This is a genomic window from Agrobacterium tumefaciens, from assembly GCF_005221385.1.
Taxonomy (GTDB): Bacteria; Pseudomonadota; Alphaproteobacteria; order Rhizobiales; family Rhizobiaceae; genus Agrobacterium; species Agrobacterium tomkonis.
In genome coordinates this window covers 492893-511647 of record NZ_CP039903.1, presented here as the reverse complement: position 1 = coordinate 511647, position 18755 = coordinate 492893, and the positions used below count along the sequence as shown (strand labels likewise).

The 18755-nt window shown below is 58.3% G+C and carries 12 protein-coding genes; 7 read left to right on the top strand and 5 right to left on the bottom strand.

Features of this window, described 5'->3' with window-relative positions; genetic code table 11:
* Nucleotides 1-130 precede the first annotated feature (130 nt).
* The 6 genes from CFBP6623_RS02515 (at nucleotide 131) to CFBP6623_RS02490 (ending at nucleotide 13355) form a co-directional block, all read left to right on the top strand.
* Complete coding sequence (locus CFBP6623_RS02515) at nucleotides 131-1150, top strand: metallophosphoesterase (protein WP_080842231.1); 1020 nt, start codon at nucleotides 131-133, stop codon at nucleotides 1148-1150.
* A gap of 157 nt (nucleotides 1151-1307) precedes the next feature.
* Nucleotides 1308-4355 (top strand): BPTD_3080 family restriction endonuclease, encoded by a 3048-nt coding sequence (locus CFBP6623_RS02510; protein WP_080842232.1) that lies wholly within the window; start codon nucleotides 1308-1310, stop codon nucleotides 4353-4355.
* A 53-nt stretch (nucleotides 4356-4408) separates the two neighbouring features.
* A complete protein-coding gene (locus CFBP6623_RS02505) occupies nucleotides 4409-6097 on the top strand; it encodes a GmrSD restriction endonuclease domain-containing protein (RefSeq protein WP_080842233.1) in 1689 nt (562 codons plus the stop codon).
* Nucleotides 6098-6153: 56 nt separating this feature from the next.
* A complete protein-coding gene (locus CFBP6623_RS02500; RefSeq protein WP_080842234.1) occupies nucleotides 6154-9138 on the top strand; it encodes a site-specific DNA-methyltransferase in 2985 nt (994 codons plus the stop codon).
* A 42-nt stretch (nucleotides 9139-9180) separates the two neighbouring features.
* Nucleotides 9181-11256: a UvrD-helicase domain-containing protein gene (locus CFBP6623_RS02495; RefSeq protein WP_080842235.1), complete on the top strand. Its 2076-nt coding sequence runs from the start codon at nucleotides 9181-9183 to the stop codon at nucleotides 11254-11256.
* A complete protein-coding gene (locus CFBP6623_RS02490) occupies nucleotides 11256-13355 on the top strand; it encodes a 3'-5' exonuclease (RefSeq protein WP_080842236.1) in 2100 nt (699 codons plus the stop codon). The genes CFBP6623_RS02495 and CFBP6623_RS02490 overlap by 1 nt, the downstream gene beginning before the upstream one ends.
* A 150-nt stretch (nucleotides 13356-13505) precedes the next feature.
* Here the strand turns inward: CFBP6623_RS02490 and CFBP6623_RS02485 are convergent, their stop codons facing one another.
* Entirely contained in the window at nucleotides 13506-13841 is a 336-nt protein-coding gene (locus tag CFBP6623_RS02485) for a hypothetical protein (protein WP_080842238.1), read from the bottom strand.
* Between the two features lie 652 nt (nucleotides 13842-14493).
* Complete coding sequence (locus CFBP6623_RS02480) at nucleotides 14494-15000, bottom strand: hypothetical protein (RefSeq protein ID WP_233282616.1); 507 nt, start codon at nucleotides 14998-15000, stop codon at nucleotides 14494-14496.
* Here CFBP6623_RS02480 and CFBP6623_RS27055 point away from each other — a divergent pair.
* Complete coding sequence (locus CFBP6623_RS27055; RefSeq protein ID WP_233282617.1) at nucleotides 14917-15216, top strand: hypothetical protein; 300 nt, start codon at nucleotides 14917-14919, stop codon at nucleotides 15214-15216. The two genes, CFBP6623_RS02480 and CFBP6623_RS27055, sit on opposite strands and share 84 nt — an antisense overlap.
* Before the next feature lie 19 nt (nucleotides 15217-15235).
* Here the strand turns inward: CFBP6623_RS27055 and CFBP6623_RS02475 are convergent, their stop codons facing one another.
* The 3 genes from CFBP6623_RS02475 to CFBP6623_RS02465 all read right to left on the bottom strand — a co-directional run bounded on the left by CFBP6623_RS02475 (nucleotide 15236) and on the right by CFBP6623_RS02465 (nucleotide 18670).
* The gene (locus CFBP6623_RS02475) at nucleotides 15236-17266 is read right to left on the bottom strand and encodes an AAA family ATPase (RefSeq protein ID WP_080842240.1); all 2031 of its coding nucleotides are present in this window, start codon (nucleotides 17264-17266) and stop codon (nucleotides 15236-15238) included.
* A complete protein-coding gene (locus tag CFBP6623_RS02470; protein ID WP_080842242.1) occupies nucleotides 17266-17685 on the bottom strand; it encodes a hypothetical protein in 420 nt (139 codons plus the stop codon). The genes CFBP6623_RS02475 and CFBP6623_RS02470 overlap by 1 nt, the downstream gene beginning before the upstream one ends.
* A gap of 82 nt (nucleotides 17686-17767) precedes the next feature.
* Nucleotides 17768-18670, bottom strand: coding sequence for a hypothetical protein (locus tag CFBP6623_RS02465; RefSeq protein ID WP_080842243.1), 903 nt, complete (start codon nucleotides 18668-18670; stop codon nucleotides 17768-17770).
* Nucleotides 18671-18755 lie beyond the last annotated feature (85 nt).

The following is an 18755-nucleotide window of genomic DNA, read 5'->3' as shown; positions in this document are numbered from 1 at the left end:
GGATTCTGTTGCAATACGGAAATGATTTCCGTGTGCAGTTCTTCGCGAAACACAGCAATGAGCATCACAGGAGTTGCATTGCCCTCGTTGGGCCGATTGTATCGGCGATACCGATTCTGGGACCAATTGCATGACCAAGCTATTTACGCCGATGAACTGCATAGATGATGCCAAGGCGTCATACCTAGCTAGCGAGGGTGTTCGTTTGCTACAAAACCATTCACATATCGACGTCATTCCCGACATTCACGCTGATCTGGATCGCCTAACTAAAACTCTCACTTACCTCGGCTATCGGGAATCAGCTTCATGCTGGGCACATCCTGAGGGCCGAATTGTCGCCTTTCTCGGGGACTTCATTGATGGAGGGGACCAAAACTCCGTGGTGATCTCTCTCGTGCGCGCAATGCAACGGCACGGTCACGCGATAGCGATCATGGGCAATCACGAACTCAACGCGCTACTCTATCATGAGCACGGCGAAAATTCGGAGCGCACTAGCGACGGGTTCATGCGGGCTCACACCCTAAAGAATACCGCACAGCACGAAACGTTTCTGAAAGAATTTCCAATAGGCGCACCTCAGACGCAAGAAGTGCTCGATTGGTTCATGACGCTACCACTGTTTATGGACCTGCCCGGGATCAGACTTGTCCACGCATACTGGGACGATCGTCACATCGACACTATTCGACGCCGAACCGGCGATGCGCGTTTGAAGCGAGATGATTTGCAGGAGTTGGCGTTCGAGACGGATGCCAGTCCATTCGCGGACGCGGTCCTATCCAGTCTAAAGGGGCCAGAGGCCGAGCTGCCGCACGGCCATTCTTTCACGGACATAAAAGGACATACCCGCACCGCGGTCCGGCTGAAATGGTGGCAGGCAGGCGATCGCACGTGGCGAAGCTCTGCGCTGTCCGTGCCTCGTTCAGACGACCTTCCGGATACGCCTGTGATCGAAAGTGGCGGGATCAACTTTTATGGCGCGCAGGAAAAACCTGTGTTCTTCGGGCACTACAAAATGCTCAGTCAGCCTGAACTTGCTGCACACAATGCCCTCTGCCTCGACTACATAGAAAGGCCCTGCGCGTATCGGTGGAATGGAGAGCAGTTGTTAAGTACGGACAATCTTATCCTGGTGCCAAAATAACAAGGACAAAGACGCATCCAACAGACGGTTATCGGGCTACAATGCGGAAATAATTTCCGTGTGCAATTCTTTGCCAAACACAGTAATCCGCATCGTAGGAGTTGCATCACCCTCGCGGAGGCGATTGAATGGCGATGCCGATTCTGGGACAGATTGCATGACCAAGCCATTTTACGCCGAGCCAATTCTTAATTCGCCATACGAAGTTCCCAAGCGCCATCATGCGCTGTCCGAAAGTGGCGAGCCGCTCAATCAACCGCCCATCGAAGGCCGGCGCCGGTCGAAATACGTGGCCCCCGTTCCGAAGAGCCGCAAGATCAAAGCAGATGCAAAAAAGCAGGCTACGCTTGATCTCGACCAGACCAAGGACGGCAGCAGCCACTACAACCCTACGCCGATCATCAACGAAATTCGCGGCCACATCGCGTCATGGCGCTCAATTCCCAATCCCAACGACTGGGGCGTCACGCCCGTTACCCAGCGATTGCTCCAATATTGGCGAAGCGACAACTTCTCCGGCCCCCGCCCCTTCTATTGCCAGGTGGAGGCCGTTGAAACTGCGATCTGGCTTGCCGAGGTGGCGCGCAAGAACAAGCAGTACGCTCACATCTTCCGCCATCTCGAAGAAGCAAACCGAGATGCCAACCCAGAAATCTTTCGTCTTGCGCTGAAATTGGCCACCGGCGCCGGCAAGACAACCGTCATGGCCATGCTCATTGCCTGGCAAGCAATCAATGCCGCTCGGCAGCCGAACTCCAGTTTGTTCTCGAGAGGTTTCCTCATCGTTGCGCCCGGCATCACCATCAAGGACCGACTGCGCGTACTGAAACCTTCTGACGGCAATAGCTACTATCGCTCTCGGGAACTTGTCCCACAGGACATGATGCCCGACCTGAACAAGGCGAAGATCGAAATCGTCAACTATCACGTCTTTCAGCGGCGCAAGGCTCACGAGCTGAACGCAGTAGGTCTCCGCCTGATGAAGGGCTGGAAAGGAGAAGCAATCGAGGAACTCGAGACCGAGGGACAGATGCTTCAGCGGGCCTGCGGCGATCTCCTGCAGATGAAGAACGTCGTCGTCATCAACGACGAGGCGCACCATTGCTATCGCGAACGTCCGGGAAGCCACGAAGAAGATGAACTGAAGGGCGAGGAAAAGGACGAAGCCAAGGAAAACAATGAAGCTGCACGGCTTTGGATTTCCGGCATCGAGGCTTTGAAGCGGAAAGTCGGCGTTCGCGCGGTCTATGATCTCTCGGCGACACCGTTCTTCTTGCGTGGATCGGGATACGAGGAAGGTACACTCTTCCCCTGGGTGGTTTCCGACTTTTCGCTCGTCGATGCTATCGAGTGCGGCATCGTCAAGCTGCCCCGCGTGCCGGTGTCGGACAATGCCGTCAATGCCGTCACCCCCGTGTTCCGCAATCTTTGGGATCACATCGGAAAGAAGATGCCGAAGAAGGGGGCGGGCAAATCCGGCGATCTTGATCCGTTGAGCATACCTGCCGAACTGCAGACCGCGCTCTACTCGCTCTACTCCCACTACGAGAAGGAGTTCGAGGCCTGGCAAAAGGTCGGCATCGGCGTCCCGCCGGTGTTCATCGTCGTCTGCAACAACACTGCCAGTTCGAAGCTCATATTCGAATGGATTTCCGGCTGGGAACGGGAAGTTGAAGGTGAGCGCCAGACAAAGCATTACGGGCATCTGGAACTCTTCCGGAACTACGATGACCGCAACGGCAATCGGCTGCCGCGCATGAACACACTGCTGATCGATTCCCAGCAGCTCGAATCCGGCGAGGCGCTGGATTCCAAATTCCGCGATATGGCCGAGGCGGAAATCGAACAGTTCCGCAGGGAGATCAAGGAGCGCGAGGGTGCCGCGGCGGCGGACAAGCTATCGGATTCCGAACTACTGCGCGAAGTGATGAACACCGTCGGGCAGAAGGGCAAGCTCGGGGAGCAGGTGCGTTGCGTCGTCTCCGTCTCGATGCTGACCGAGGGCTGGGATGCCAACACGGTCACCCACATCCTTGGCGTTCGCGCATTCGGAACGCAGCTCCTCTGCGAGCAGGTGATTGGTCGAGGCCTGCGCCGCCAGTCCTATGAGCTGAACGACAGGGGGCTGTTCAACACGGAATACGCCGACATCCTCGGCATTCCCTTCGACTTCGCCACCGAACCCCAGGAGGTCACACGAACACCACCGAAGCCGACCACACGTGTCCATGCGCTGAAAGAGCGCAACGACCTTTCCATCCGCTTTCCGTGCGTTGCCGGTTATCGCGCCGAGCTCCCCTCCGAGAGCTTTTCCGCCAATTTCTCGGCGGACTCAGTCCTCGACCTGACGCCAGAATTGGTCGGCCCCTGTACGGTCCGTCTCGAAGGGCTGGTCGGCGAAGGCCATGACATTTCTCCGGATGCGCTCGATGACATGCGGCCGAACACCGTCGCGACGCATCTCACCAAGAAGCTCATCGAGATGTATTTCCGTGAGCCGGATCAGGACGTTCCCTATTACCTCTATAATCAGCTCCAGCCCATTACCCGGCGCTGGATTGCCACTTGCCTGAAGCTCACTGGCGGCACCAGGGCGGGCATGCTGACCTATGCCGAGCTGGCGGAGAAAGCATCCGAGCTCATCTACCAAGCCATCGTCCGCAGCGCCGGCGAAGATGGGGAGAGTGTCGCGAAGGCGATGCTCGATCCCTACAATCCGCATGGCTACACCGACCAAGTATCCTTCATCACGACCAAGCAGACGCTTTGGGAGACCCGCCTCAGTCACGTAAATTATGTCGTTTGCGACAGCGATTGGGAGGCGGAGTTTGCCCGAGTCGTGGAAGCGCATCCGGCCACGATCTCCTACGTCAAGAATCAGGCGCTCGGTTTCGAAGTGCCCTATCGCTCCGGCAGCGTGCCGCGCCGCTACCTGCCGGACTTCATCATACAGGTTGATGATGGCCGAGGGCCGGATGATCCGCTGAACCTGATCGTGGAGGTCAAAGGCTTCCGCGGTCTCGACGAGCAAATCAAGGCCGAGACCATGACGAACCTCTGGGTCCCCGGCGTCAACAATCTCAAAGCCTATGGTCGTTGGGCGTTTGCTGAATTCCGAAACGCTTTTGCGATGGAGGAAGACTACGGGAAATTGATCGACAACTTCCTCAATGAGCGATCGGCAACTATGCGCGAAGTTTCTTGAAGCACGAAACGCAAAAATACTAGGGACTAGGGTCGGAAGAGCGCAGGGGAATTATGGCTTACACATCGGCGAAAGTTAAAGACATTGTAAAACGGTCTGTTGGTCATGAGTGGAGCATTCCTGAGTTCCAGCGCGGATTTGTCTGGAAGCCTACCCAAGTAAGGGACTTGGCTGAGTCTCTGTGGCTCAACTATCCAGTCGGAACGTTGCTCATTTGGGACAGCGGCGCGGGAGTAGAAACCCAGGGGGCCGTGGACTCGCAGGGCCCAAAGCAGTGGGTGGTCGACGGGCAGCAGCGTACCACGGCATTGTGTATCCTGAGTGGCCGCAAGCCATACTGGTGGCATTCAGGAAAGCCGTGGGACGATCTGGTTCGCAAGTATGACATCAGGTTTGACGTCCATGCAAAGACGCCACCGTTCTTCGTTGTTGCCAATGCAGCAACCCGAAAAGTCACGACCAAGCGCTACATACCCATCCGAGATATTCTGAACCTCGATGTCGAGAACGAGGCCGATCAAAAGAAACTTCTGGACCTCGCCAAGCAAGTAAAACTGGACGGATTGTGTGATGGCATGGACGTCACCGAGGTCTATACAAGGCTGGATCGGCTGCGAAAAACTCGTGACAAGGAAGTCGTTCTGATCACGGTAGACAACGAACTCGAAGACGTTGTCGAAATATTTGCTCGCCTCAACAGCCGCGGTACCCGAGTCACCGAGGCCGACATCTATCTCGGTGTTGTAGCAGCGCGAACGCCCGGCTGGGTTCGTCAACATTACCTTCCCTATATCGAAAGCCTAGCCGAGTCCGGCTTTGACGTGACTCCCAACCTGGTGTTCCGCACCCTCACCGGCATTGGGCGGAAACGCATCCGATACAAGGATATCGACACGGACTTCTGGAACGAGGCGCACATACTGCCTACGTGGGACCGAACGAAGAAGGCGTGGGCGTTGACAGTCAAGCATCTGCGCGAACGTGGCATCTCGGGCAATGCTCTCCTTCCTTCGGATAACGCTTTGGTCCCGCTGACTGCGTTGCTGGATCGCTATCCCGAAGCCCCTTTCAATCAGGTCTTCTACTGGTTCCTGCAAGCGTCGCGTTTCGGACGTTACTCGACGTCATCTACGAGCTCGATGGAAGAAGACCTGAAGGAGATCGCGGACTCGTCGAACGTCAAGGATGCACTCGAGCGCCTGCTGGCGAGAATTCGCTACCTACCGATGCTGACGTCGGAGGATTTCATGCGCGACTACTCCGACAGCCGATTTGGTCGCCTCCTGCTTTATCTGCTGATCCACAAGTCAGGAGCCGTCGATTGGGACAAACCGTACATGAGAATCGGTTTCGATTCGGACGAGCTTGTGGCTGGTTTTACGCCGCAGTTTCATCACATTTTTCCTCGCGGGTTTGTCGGCAACAGCCATCCTGAATCCCTGGTCAACGCCTTGGCAAACATTGCGTTGATAGGCCCCAAGACGAACATCCGAATTTCCAAGAATAATCCGATGAACTACGTCGCGAAATACAGCATCGACGATGAAAAGCTCGCGCAGCAATACATCGAGCCCTCGCTTGCGACAACCGATATAGGTGAGCTGCCAGCGTGGATAGTTTCCCGGGCTGAGCGCCTGGCAAAGGCAGGAAATGAACTGCTGTCTGCGCTACGTGGCGATCTCGAAATTCCCGAACCTATTGCATCCGAGGCAACGACCGAGCACGCATACGTCGGGGATTAAACCCCGTCGAACTTGGCCTTCGCGCCGATTGAAAGACACATGATAGGAAGCCGCTGATGGCCAAGACCCCGCGCGAAAAAGACGTCTCCACCCTCACACACGACAAGGCGGTGAGGCTGAACAATCCGACGGCCGAGATGGCGTCGCTCTATGAGCAGCAGGTGGAGATACTGGGCGAGAGTTCCCGTGAGATGCGCATTCCGCGCGACCGGCCGCTGGCTGAGGGCGAAGTGCGGGATCGGGACATGGACCGCGATCCGCAGATCATCTGGAACGGCGCGAAGATCAGGATCACTGAGGCGCAGATGAAGAAGCTCGCCGAGACCGGCGAGATCGAGATCGGCGACGCCCAGCTCGTCTGGCGCGGCAAGGACCGGCAGGACTGGTCCGATCTCGTGGTCAACGCGCCGCCGCTCTACATCCAGGAAAAGGTGCATCCCAAGGCGATCATCGACGATCTCAAGCGCCGGACGAACAGGGCGCGCGAGGAGAAGTCGGACGCGCCCGATCTGTTCGCCGATTTCAATGGCATTGCCGATCCGGAGGCGCGGGCGGAATTCTACCAGCACACCAAGCATTGGCAGAACCGCATGATCCTCGGCGACTCGCTGCAGGTGATGGCGAGCCTCGCCGAGCGCGAGGAGATGCGCGGCAAAGTGCAGTGCATCTATTTCGACCCGCCCTATGGCATCAAGTTCAATTCGAACTGGCAGGTCTCGACCATGAGCCGGGACGTGAAGGACGGCAAGAAGGAGGACGTTTCCCGTGAGCCGGAACAGGTGAAGGCCTTCCGCGACACCTGGAAGGACGGCATCCACTCCTATCTAACCTATCTGCGCGACCGGCTGATGGTGGCGCGGGAATTGCTGACAGAAAGCGGTTCGATCTTCGTGCAGATAAGTGATGAGAATGTTCACCGGGTAAGAGCGCTGCTGGACGAGGTTTTCGGTGACAAGAATTTCATCTCGGAGATATCAGTTCAAAAAACGGCAGGACAGGGTGCTGCTCATCTAGGAAGAACAAATGATTACATCATCTGGTATGCAAAGGACGTAAAGCTCTCAAAATACCGTCAGCTTTACACAAAGAAGCAGCCGGGAGAGGAAGGCGCGGCCGAATACAAACGGGTTGAGACGGCGTCTGGAGCATTCCGGCCCGCGATTGCGTCTGAGATCGAGGACTACCGCACACTTCCCGATGGCGACCGGCTGTTCGCCACCTACAGCCTTTTTTCAGCCGGGGAATCACCAAACGCCCCCAAGTTCTTCTCATACGTTTCTGAGGCGGGGCCACTGACTATTCCATGTGCTCCACGATATCATTTCAAGTTCACACAAAGCGGTTTGAACCGTATTGCTCGTGCCCGTCGGTTGCTCCCCCAGGTCGGCCAAAGAATTCTCAAACGCTACCTGTTGGATTTCGCATACTCGCCAGTCGTAAACTTGTGGACCGACACCCGCGGCGAGGTAGACATGTCTTATGTTGTGCAAACCTCAGAAAAGGTCGTGCAACGCTGCATACTAATGAGCACGGACCCGGGCGATCTTGTGCTAGACCCCACGTGTGGTTCGGGAACGACAGCAGCAGTCGCTGAGCAATGGGGACGGCGCTGGATCACAATCGATACCTCCCGGGTGGCACTAGCACTCGCCCGCACAAGGCTGATGTGCGCCCAGTATCCGTACTATTTTCTTTCAGACACTCCTGAGGGGCACGCAAAAGAACGGGAAGTTTCGGGTAAGATTCTCCCCGACGCCAGGGCGACTGGCGACATTCGTCAGGGTTTCGTCTATGAGCGGGCTCCGCGCATTACTCTCAAATCCATCGCTGACAACTCACAAATCGACGTGATCTGGGATAAGTGGCAGGACGTACTCGAGCCGCTGCGTCGCCAGCTCAACGAGGCGCTGTCCACCACCTTCGAGGAATGGGAAATTCCCCGCGATCTCGACGCTTGGCTCGACAGCAAGGACGGGGGGGCCAAGGTGCATCTCGTGACCGACGCGGTGCGCAAACTCCATGCCGGCTGGTGGGAGGGGCGCATTGCCCGCCAGAAGGAAATCGACGCCTCGATCGCCCGCGCCGCCGATGTCGAACCGCTCTATGACCGTCCCTATGAGGACAAGACCAAGGTGCGCGTTGCCGGGCCTTTCACCGTCGAGAGCCTGTCACCGCATCGTGTCGTCGCCGCCCGCGAGGATACACTGGGCGCGGAGCTTGGCGCAGCCGGCGCAATCACCTCGCGCGCATCCACCCCCGCCAACATGCCGGAGGCCGATTTCGGGGAGATGGTGCTGGCGCATCTGAGAAGTGCCGGCGTCCATCAGCAGGAGAAGCGTGATACGATCCACTTCAACTCCATCGAGCCCTGGCCGGGTAACTATATCGCCGCCGAGGGCCGCTATGCCGATGGCGGCTCTATCGAGAAACGCGCGGCGATCCTGATCGGCCCGGAATTCGGCACGCTGACCCGCAGCCAGATTACCGCCGCCGCCCGCGAGGCTTCCGACGCCCGCTTCGACGTGCTGATCGCCTGCGCCTTCAATTTCGACGCCCAGGCGACCGACCTCAACCGCCTCGGCCCACTCGCCATCCTGAAGGCACGCATGAACCCCGACCTGCACATGGCCGAGGACCTGAAGAACACCGGCAAGGGCAACCTCTTCGTCGTCTTCGGCGAGCCGGATGTCGAAATCCTCGATGCGCCCGGTGGTGAGATCAAGGTGAAGGTCCACGGCGTCGATGTCTTCGACCCCTCGACCGGCGAAATCCGCTCTGATGACATTAAGGGCATCGCCGCCTGGTTCATCGACACCGAATACGACGAGGAGAGCTTCTTCGTCCGCCACGCCTACTTCCTCGGCGCGAACGATCCCTACAAGTCGCTGAAGACGGCGCTGAGGACAGAGATCGACCCGGAAGCCTGGGAGTCGCTCTACGCCGATACCTCGCGGCCGTTCGCGCGGCCGAGCACGGGGCGGATCGCGGTGAAAGTGATCAACCACTTCGGGGACGAGGTGTTGAAGGTGTTTGGGGTGTGAGGAACAGTGAAGCGAAATGACGCTTAGCTCCGGGGGGATGCAATGCTGGATGTCTATCAGAAACAGTTCTGTGAGTCTTGGGCAGAGGACATAAGGCTGCTCGCCCCAGCCGGAAGCGGGAAGACTCATTCATTGCTGTGGCGATGCAAATCGATTTACGATCGCAAGAAGGGCAGCGCCCGCTTTCTGATCGTGACATTCACGCGTGCGGCCAGGGACGAGTTGCGCAAGCGTCTCGGCGAAAATTCGGAGTTTGCCGGAATTCGCTCCTCTGTTGAAGTCGCCACCCTCAATGCCTGGGGATATCGCCGGGTCCGTCAAAACCATCATAGCGCAAAACTCCACACGTCCGAAGCCGATCGCTCCTTCTGCGTACAGAACGCATTGCAGCCGGTTTGGCAGAACAATAAGCTGATCAAAGGTATGATTGATCATCAGAAGTTCGCCGCTGGCAAGGTCGTGATGAATCTCATGGACCTGCTGAAGTCGCTGGGTTTCAACCATAGAGAAAAAGCCGAAATTCAATGGCAGCACGTCGATCGGCTGAAGGACCAAGGGCTGTTCATAATTCTCGAAACGGCGCTTCGCGATCTGAAGAGCCTGGGGGTGGACATCGATGGGAATGAAGAGAAGACCCTCAAGGAGTTGCTCAAATTCTGGTCCAAGGCCTGCGACCACCTGTTCAGCCAATCACTTTTCACGCTGGAGGACCAGAAGTATGTTGCCTGGCTCGATCTTCTAAAGCAGATCGAGGCGGGCAAAAAACCTCTGGGCGGAGCAAGATATACAAATATTCTCGTTGATGAATTTCAGGACGTAAACCCGCTAGACCTGAATATGATCAAAGCGATTACAGCCATTAATGACGCCAGCCTCGTTATTGTGGGAGATGACGATCAGGCAATATTCGAATGGAGAGGCGCTACATTCAAATATATTGTCAACCCGGAGAAATACCTCTCAAAGAAGTTTGAGACCTTCATTCTGGAGAAAAACTATCGTTGCCCCGCAAACATCGTCGATCACTCACAAAGGCTGATAAAAATAAACAAGAATCGCGTTCCAAAGAACGTACAGGCTGTTCAGACAGCCACGGCTACCATTGAAGTCCGTCCCAAACCCACGTTCCATGAAGCGATTGACGAGGTCGTGAGCACGATCGAAGAGTTTCGCAAAGACCTTTCGTCGGGCAAAAAGCCACCACAAGGGCGTCTTGCCCTAATTTCCAGAAAACGGGCACAGTTAATTCCGTATCAGATACTCTTAGCTTCTCAGAATATTCCCTTTTGTGCAGCTGAGGACCTTCAAGTGTTCCTAAGCAAGGCCTTTGATAGTCTTATCGACGTACTCAGCATTTGCGCCGACGCGCGCGGTCGCCCGCGACCCAGAAAAATTGTTGAGGATGTGCTGACGCTTTGTGACGTCGTAAAACGTTATCCGCTCAGCAAGAACGATAAGGGCCAGCTTGAGGCACATCTGAATAGATCGGCTCCGAGGACATATGACGAAGCACTAGATTTACTTGGCTCCTATGCAGGCGAACTCAAAAAGCAAAAAGACGGTCGTGCAATGGCGCAGTCCTTTGCGTCCGCCATTCGCCCTATACTACGAGGCGAAACCGTTTCCGAAATCTTGGATGCCGTAAGTCAACTCAGCGGCATGGAGAAGGATTACGGAAAGAGCAACGAGGACATTTTCTTTGCCGATCCACCATTCTTTTACCTGAGCCGTTTTGCCTCCCGATACGGAGACGATTTGGAGCGATTCATCGAGGACCTGGAAGAGGCCAAGCGGCAGACTGCCCAGGTGCCGATCGACGATGACGAAGCGCAACAGAATGCTCGATCTGTCGGTGACATGTGGTCCCGACCAATTCACCTCATGACGGCGCTGCGGGCAAAAGGAAAGGAATTCGACACGGTTATCATGCTGGATGTCAACGACGGCATTTGGCCGTCGGTGCATGCCGAGACGGAAAACCAGAAGGAACAGGAAAGACGGCTGTTCTACGTGGCGATGACACGAGCTAAGTCCAAGCTGGTAATGACGCTCAGTGGCCGCATAGACGACAAGGTCATGGCGAGGTCGCCGTTTATCGCTGAAGCGGGGATTGTGTAATGCCCACGATTCTCGCCGACAGCTTTACGACCTCGCTCACTAAGCTCACCAATGACGAACAGAAGCAGGTGAAGCTGACGGCGTTCGATCTGCAGACCGATCCGAACCGGCCAGGCCTGCAGTTCCACAGGATCGATGCGTCCAAGGACCCGAACTTCTGGTCGGTGCGGGTCAATCGCGATCTCCGGATTATCATCCACAAGACCGGCGACAGCGTCATGCTCGCCTACGTCGACCACCACGACGACGCCTACAAGTGGGCAGAACGACGGAGAATCGAGACCCATCCGCGCACAGGTGCACTTCAGATCGTCGAAGTGCGTGAACGGGTTGAAGAGATCGTGATCCAGCCGGCGCCGGCGCGACAGCCAGAGTTGCCGTTCCTCGTTCAGTCAACGCCATCGGCTTCTGCTTTGCCGCTGTTTTCAAAACTGTCAACCGACGACGCATTGTCGATCGGGGTCCCCGAGGACTGGATCAAAGATGTCCTCGGTGCAAGCGAAGACAAATTCTTCACGCTTGCCAATCATCTACCCCAGGAAGCAGCCGAGGCTTTGCTGGAATATGCGGCAACGGGTGTCCTGAGTAAGCCGACTCCGCCGGCTACCTCCGATCCTTATAGCCATCCCGACGCTCAACGGCGGTTTCGTATTCTGGAAGGGCATGAGGAGCTGGCGGCGGCGCTCGACCAGCCATTCGAGAAATGGGCAGTCTTCCTTCATCCATCGCAGAAGGCGTTGGTGGATCGAGACTTCTCCGGACCGGTGCGCGTGGTCGGCTCGGCCGGCACCGGAAAGACGGTGGTCGCCTTGCACCGCGTCGCTCGCATTCTCCGCAACGAGCCTCAGGCGAAGGTGCTCTTGACGACCTTCTCGGAGCCGCTTGCCGCCGCGCTGAAGCGCAAGCTTGGCGTGCTCCTTGCCGACACCCCCTCTCTCGCCGACAGGGTGACCATATCGTCCTTCGAACAAGCGGCTGCTGACCTGTTCGCGCTCATGACGGGTCGAAAGGCCTATCTGATCGGTCGGGAGAAACTGAGGGCACTTATCACCGACGCGGCGAATGCGGGCAGCACAACGAAATACACGCCGCAGTTCCTGAATTCCGAATGGGAGCACGTCATCGACGCCTGGCAAATCGATAGCGCCGAAACTTATGCAACTGTGCCGCGGATGGGGCGTAAGAATCGACTTGGCGCGAAACAGCGCGATGAACTCTGGACAGTGTTTGCGGAGGTACGCAGGCAATTGCGTGCAAAGGCGCTGTTGACCGCTGCCGACCTGTTCACTGTGGTTACCGACCACTTCCGGGACCGCGCAGACAGGCCCTATACGCATGTAGTCGTCGATGAAGCCCAGGACCTCGGCGTCGCCGAACTGCGGTTCTTGAACGCCATAGTGCCCAACCGACCGGACTCGTTTTTCTTCGCCGGGGATATCGGCCAGCGCATCTTCCAGCAGCCGTTTTCCTGGAAGGGGCTGGGTATTGAAGTGCGTGGGCGGTCGTTCACGCTCAAGGTCAACTATCGCACCTCGCATCAGATTAGAAGGATGGCGGACAGGCTGCTTCCCGAAAGTGTCCGCGACGTCGACGGCGAGGAAGATCAACGCAAGGGAACTGTATCTGTCTTCGATGGCGTCGAGCCGGTTATCGTCGTTGCACCTACAATGGATGAGGAGGCTACGGCGGCGGCGCAATTCCTTCGCAACCTCCTGGAACAGGGAATACGAGCCAACGAGATCGGCATCTTCTGTCGATCAAACGATCAGATCGCTCGTGCATCGAAGGTGGCCGAACTGGCAGCCGTCGAGACAGTTTCATCGCTTGTCAGGCGGGGCACGGAAGAGGCAGTGCTCATCGGTACGATGCATCTCGCAAAAGGATTGGAATTCCGTGCAGTCCTGATCGTCGCATGCGATGAGGGGGTCCTGCCGCTGGCGACGCGGATCGATGAGGTCGCCGACGAGTTCGAGCTGGACGAGGTCGTGGCGACAGAGCGACAATTGCTCTACGTCGCCGCAACCCGCGCGCGGGACCATCTCTTCGTCTCGGCGGTCACGCCAGGTTCAGAGTTCCTGGAGGACCTGCTTCACGTTTGATCGGCCTCCTCCCGCGATTCTTATGCAAACGCCGTGATCAGGAGTAATGGGGGGAAGACGTTGGGAAATAGTGGAACGCCGTTTGCGGAATGATACTGCAAGCCTTCAGAGGAAGTGTGAGCTAACACCGCCGCACCCCCGCCATCAACATCATGGTTGAGAGACCATAGGTCGAGGCTTGAGATGCCATTTAGGCCGGAACGGAAAAAGGCCATCCGAGTACCGATCGGCCAGGTCTTCAAAGACATCCTCGCTTTCGCGGACATCGAAGCCCTGGCGTTCCAGCTCGCCAACGATGGCTTCGGACAGCTTGTCCAGAGCAAGTTGCGCATCTTTCCGTCTCTGAGCGGCGGTGATCATTTTCCAGAGCAGCACCCTCGCCAGATCGTCACGAGACGGCCGACGTCGGGCCTTGGCCGCATCCCTCACCCGCTGCTGCCGGGCGACCTGTTCTGCACTGCGTTGTTTCTTCGATTTCCGGGGCATTGCCTGTCTCCTTGTTGTGGAGCCTCAGCCTCGGTGCCGGCCACGCAAGGAACAAGCGGGGCTACCTGTGTTGACATTTCGGACTGGGAGGGCAGGTGCGTCTCCAATCGCCAGCGGGACGGCCTTCAGCCTGCAAATGCGGCTTGTCGGAATCGCCGATAGGGAGTTTGGCAACGAGAAAATTGGATCAGGAATCGCGGAAGGGTAAATTGAGATGATGTGTTACGAGTTGCCCGGAACGTAGACCAAGGCATGGTGCTTTGATCTGATGCGAATCGATTTGCAGAAGACTTGATCCGGCGTGAAGTGCATTGCCGCCACGTTGAGATGCCGCCTTCCGGAGGCGGACAGCATCACAACTCTCGACAACGTACCCTGAGGCCTGTCCAACCAGCTCTGCGGCTGGATTGTGGTGAGGCATCGAGGGTCACTCCGACACACCTCGTCATCGTCCTCTTGCAGCCTACGCCACCTCCGACGGCAGCCGATGGCAGGTCACCCGAACTCGTCCCAACGGTGCCTGTACCGGAGCGGGAATCGAACTTCCGTAGATCGGAATCGATTTCCGCGACTTCGGAATCGGCAATCGGGAACTCGGAATCGGGGTGGCGCCGGCAGGAATCGCGGTTTCAGAGCTCCCCGCCGGGTTTCGTCAGGTAGGTGGACCGGGGGACGCGATGAGCAGACGCGTGATCTCCTCGCCCGTCATGACCCCGACGTCCTTCAACCGCGTTGCGATGGCGACCAGCGCGTCCCGCCTGTTTTCCAGCAGACTGCGGGCCATCGCTTCGGCTTCCATAAGGCGACTGTTGACCCGGTCGGCCAGATGCCGGTCGAGACTGAGGTCATTGATGCTTCCCGCCGCAGACCGATAGAGCAACGGCTGATGATTGGAGAACCCGAGCCGGGTCTCGGCGGCGACCGCATGTTCGGTGGCCCTGGCGAGATCGCTATCATCGTATCCACCTGCCCCGGCCACCGTGTCACCAAAGATCAGCACCTCTGCCGTCCGCCCGGCCAGCATGCAGGCCACGCTGCGCATCAGCCAGTCCTGCGTCTGCGGGAGATGTTGACCTTGACGGCTGACCACCTGCCCCATTCCTCCCATCCCGATGCTTGCGGTAATGACCTCTGCGATCCCCATGTCACAGAAGGCGATGGCATGACCGGCTTCATGAATGGCGGTGCGCCACCGCACATCGTCCGAGAGTTTCAGCTGGCCGGCGAGCAGGGCATGCTCGAGATCGCCCCAAGTCAGGGACCGCTGCTGCCTTCTGGTCTTTCGTCTGATGTCACGAACAAGTCGCTCAATGTCGGCTCCGGTGCTGCCGGACGCCAGCAAGGCGAGCCGTCGAAGATCGGCATGCTGGTTTGATGTGACTGACTGATTTGCTTCACGCATCGCGGGAAACTCCTGGATTGGATTCGTTGATGACATCCGCATCGCGTTCGATAAGCACTTGCCGTTGCCGTTCGGCCTTGATCGTTCTGGAGCTGCCCGACGGCGCAGACGCCAACACACCCGCCAGATCGTCACCGAGATGATGAGCGAGGATGCCGGCCAGCACCTCCGTATCCGGTAGGGGGATGGCGACATGCTTTTCCAATCGCCCCGACCGCAGCAGGGCCGGATCGATCTTTCCGGGGAGGTTCGTCGCCGCAACGACGATCACGCCGTCGGTCTTCGAAGTCCCATCGAGAAGCTCAAGCAGCCGGTTGATCAGCGAGCGCCAGTAGTCATCATGCTGCTCCCGTCGACCTGAAGACCGGCTGCCGATATTGTCGATCTCATCCACGAACAGGATCACGGGCGCATTTTCCCGCGCCAGCTCAAAGGCTCTGGACATGCGCTTCAGGACATCACCGAGATAGCCGGGTTCAAGCCAGGACGCCACGGATGTCACAAGCAGTGGAACCTGCAATGTATTGCAGAGCGCGCGGGCATAGGTCGTCTTGCCGGTGCCGGGCGGCCCGGACAGCATCAGCTTGGTGCTCATTTCATTCCAGGCCAACCCACCGTCGCGCCAGAGCTGCAGGTCTGTCTTGAGGTCGAGCGCCCAATCCCGAGCCTCGCCATAACCCGAGAGCGTCTCGACCCGAAGCTGACGCAGCCGGCTGTGTTCCGGATTGGCCGGATCAACGGATGCGCTGCCACTGCTCTCCTTCCCGGACGACTCCGCTGGCTTCTCCGGTTGAACGACATCGATGCCATCCATGGATTTTGGTGGGTCTTCACCGTCGTTGATCAGGAAGCGGCTCTTGACCTTTGGCCGCCCCGACCGATCACTGCCGCGCCCGGAGACGCGGCCGTCGTCGTCGTCATCGCCCGACTTGTCGGCGGATCGCGCCCGTTCGCCGAGGACTTCGAGGATCGACAGGATGTGTTCGAGACCGCGCCCGGGACGAATTGCCAACGCCAGCGCATCGATCGAAAGCCCTTCAAGATCAAGCGCCATCTTCTCCATCTGCCGCAGCGAGTGCTTCGGCGCGATGCCGCAACACGTCTGCAGGAGTTCCGCGATCAGTTCATGATCGAGACCACCGCTCTCAAGAACGAGATCGGCCGTCATCGACGCAAAGGGCGGAAGCGCGGTCTTTGTCTCATCGGCAAGAACCACGGGCGCTGACCGCTCGAGCAGGACATCGACAAGGAATCGGCTCAACGACCGCTCGACCGCCTTCGGCACATCTGTCCCGGCAAGTGTCTTGATCGTCTTGCGGGGCTTTCCGCGGCGGCGATCACCGTATCCGTCCGAGAGCGGGCTGCTGCGATGGACGTCTTCGAGCTTCGTCCAGTACGGCAGGATCAAGCCATCTTCGAGCATGAGACCGAAGCGGCGTTCGAAACGGCCAACCGGCGCTTTGATCAGCACAAAGGCTCCTGGATGCCTGATGACGGCCGACAATGCTGACAGGTCGGGAACGCTTGAACCAACGGCACGGGCAACCAGCAGGGCGACAGCGACGTGGGCGACAACAGGTGGAGCAATATGTTCCCGAAGCAGTGCCAGGAATTCGCGGCACGTCGATGGCGTCTTCTCCTGAGCCGCGCCCGAAGTCGACTTCAGTGGGCCGGCGGCCGCACGGGTTTCATGGTTGCTCTTGGTCTTCCCGACAGAGCGAGCCTTGTCACGCGGCGGCTCTCCGGGAAGGTCCTGCATCAGCACGTCGAGGGTTGTCGTCTTGTATGGCGCTTTCCCGAGAAGCCGCTCGAGTTCGGCACGCGCCTTGACCGGCTCAGCATCGAGTAGGCGCAAGGACTGTTCCGGGACACGCCAGACCGTGCCGGACGTCTCATCGCCTTCGACGATGAAGTCCGCCTCCAGCAAGCCAACGACAGCGGCGCGCTCGTAGAGATCGAGGATGGCCAGTCGGCGGATGCGGGCAAGGAGGTAACGCGTGATGCGATCGGTCAGGGTTTCCATCACGCGCCCTCCCTCGTTCCATGCGCCCCACAAGGTCCGGGCATCCCATCGATGGTGAGCATCTTGCGATTGCCCTCGAGCCAGTCGCGCAACATCAGCGTCGTCGGATCGCCGGCCGCACACAGCGCAAGAAGTTGCTCGCGGAAGATTTTCGGAATGCTGTCCATCGCGATGCCCTTGCGTCGGGCGAAGCCGATCACGACCTGCGCGACGATCGCCGGATCGGGCAAGGCATCAGGCGTTGCCGCGCACTTGGCCATGGCCTGAGGAATTGCTTGTGACCTGGAAGTCGAACTCTGGCTTGTGGTTTCTTGCAACTTCGCCAGTCGCTTCAGCCGGCTGGATGGCTTCGGCGTCGAAGGCACCTGAAGCGCAGGGTTGTTGGGGAAAGGGATCACGTTGGAAGGGTGTCGGCTCATGACAGACGTCTCCTGTCGCCGAACAGCATGGTTCGGCGCGAACGAATGGAACAGAAAGCGGAAAGGAAGGTCGGCGGGCCGGTCAGCCCGTGCCGGCCCGTGGGATGCGGGCGAAGCCGACACGGATTTGGCCACGACCGGCTGGCTGATGGACCTCGGTGATCGAGCCCGCGTCGCAAGTCTCGTGTCCGTTCGCATCTGCAATGTCCGCCGAGGCACCTCGGCGACCCGGCTCCTCAGGCCCGGCAATGGAATTTCGAGCCAGCTTCCAGTTCTCGTCGATCCGACCATGGAAGCGTTCGCGTAACATGCCGATCGCCTTCCCCGCCCCGCCGACCTCGACGAGATGATCGAGATCGCTCAGTGGCCAGACGCCGCCGGCGATGTCGGAGCGCTGGTTTTCCGCATTCAGGATGACGACGCGAACTTCTTCGGCCACCAGCCGATGATGATCGCGGTAGAGGAGATCGGGAACGACGAGCGCCGCCGCCAGCATGCGGCTCTTCAGCTCGTTGATGCGTGAGACTTCGTATGAGCCGAGGCTGCGCTTGACGTCGATGACGTGCGCAAGCTTCGTCTTCCGGTTCACGACGATCAGGTCTGGCGTATACGTTTTGCGTCCGCCGGTATCCGCATCGAGGGTCAGGGATCGAAAGTGCTTCGGATCGTTTTTCTCGACCAGTTCGAGCGCCGTCTTGGTGACCGGAAGCCGCAGATTTTGCGTCAGCACCACAAGGTGCGGGTTCAAGTCGGCAATGATCCCAATGCCACGCTCGAGCAGCCTCCCCTCCTGGATAGGAATGGCGCGCAGGATCGCGGCGGCGTCAGAGACACCGCCGGCAAGCGCCGTGGAAAGGGCGGCGGCGGAGAAGGGCTGCGACGAAAGCTCGTCGATGAGGACTTCGAAGCGGGGTTCGAGGGCGTCGAGATCGACGGCATGCGGATAGGCTGGCGTGCCCGGCGCACCGGAAAGAATGGTCTTCATGGTATTGCTCCTGCTGACGGTGGCGACCGGCTGGCCAACTTCAGGCGCACGGCGTCCGACGCGGAAATGATTTCCGCATGCGGTG

What these genes read in the sequence shown, in the direction of transcription:
- CFBP6623_RS02510 (WP_080842232.1), top strand. Translation starts at nt 1,308, where the DNA reads ATGACCAAGCCATTTTACGCCGAGCCAATTCTTAATTCGCCATACGAA.
- CFBP6623_RS02495 (WP_080842235.1), top strand. Translation starts at nt 9,181, where the DNA reads ATGCTGGATGTCTATCAGAAACAGTTCTGTGAGTCTTGGGCAGAGGAC.
- CFBP6623_RS02490 (WP_080842236.1), top strand. Translation starts at nt 11,256, where the DNA reads ATGCCCACGATTCTCGCCGACAGCTTTACGACCTCGCTCACTAAGCTC.
- CFBP6623_RS02505 (WP_080842233.1), top strand. Translation starts at nt 4,409, where the DNA reads ATGGCTTACACATCGGCGAAAGTTAAAGACATTGTAAAACGGTCTGTT.
- CFBP6623_RS02500 (WP_080842234.1), top strand. Translation starts at nt 6,154, where the DNA reads ATGGCCAAGACCCCGCGCGAAAAAGACGTCTCCACCCTCACACACGAC.
- CFBP6623_RS02515 (WP_080842231.1), top strand. Translation starts at nt 131, where the DNA reads ATGACCAAGCTATTTACGCCGATGAACTGCATAGATGATGCCAAGGCG.
- CFBP6623_RS02475 (WP_080842240.1), bottom strand. Translation starts at nt 17,266, where the DNA reads ATGGAAACCCTGACCGATCGCATCACGCGTTACCTCCTTGCCCGCATC.
- CFBP6623_RS02465 (WP_080842243.1), bottom strand. Translation starts at nt 18,670, where the DNA reads ATGAAGACCATTCTTTCCGGTGCGCCGGGCACGCCAGCCTATCCGCAT.
- CFBP6623_RS02485 (WP_080842238.1), bottom strand. Translation starts at nt 13,841, where the DNA reads ATGCCCCGGAAATCGAAGAAACAACGCAGTGCAGAACAGGTCGCCCGG.
- CFBP6623_RS02470 (WP_080842242.1), bottom strand. Translation starts at nt 17,685, where the DNA reads ATGAGCCGACACCCTTCCAACGTGATCCCTTTCCCCAACAACCCTGCG.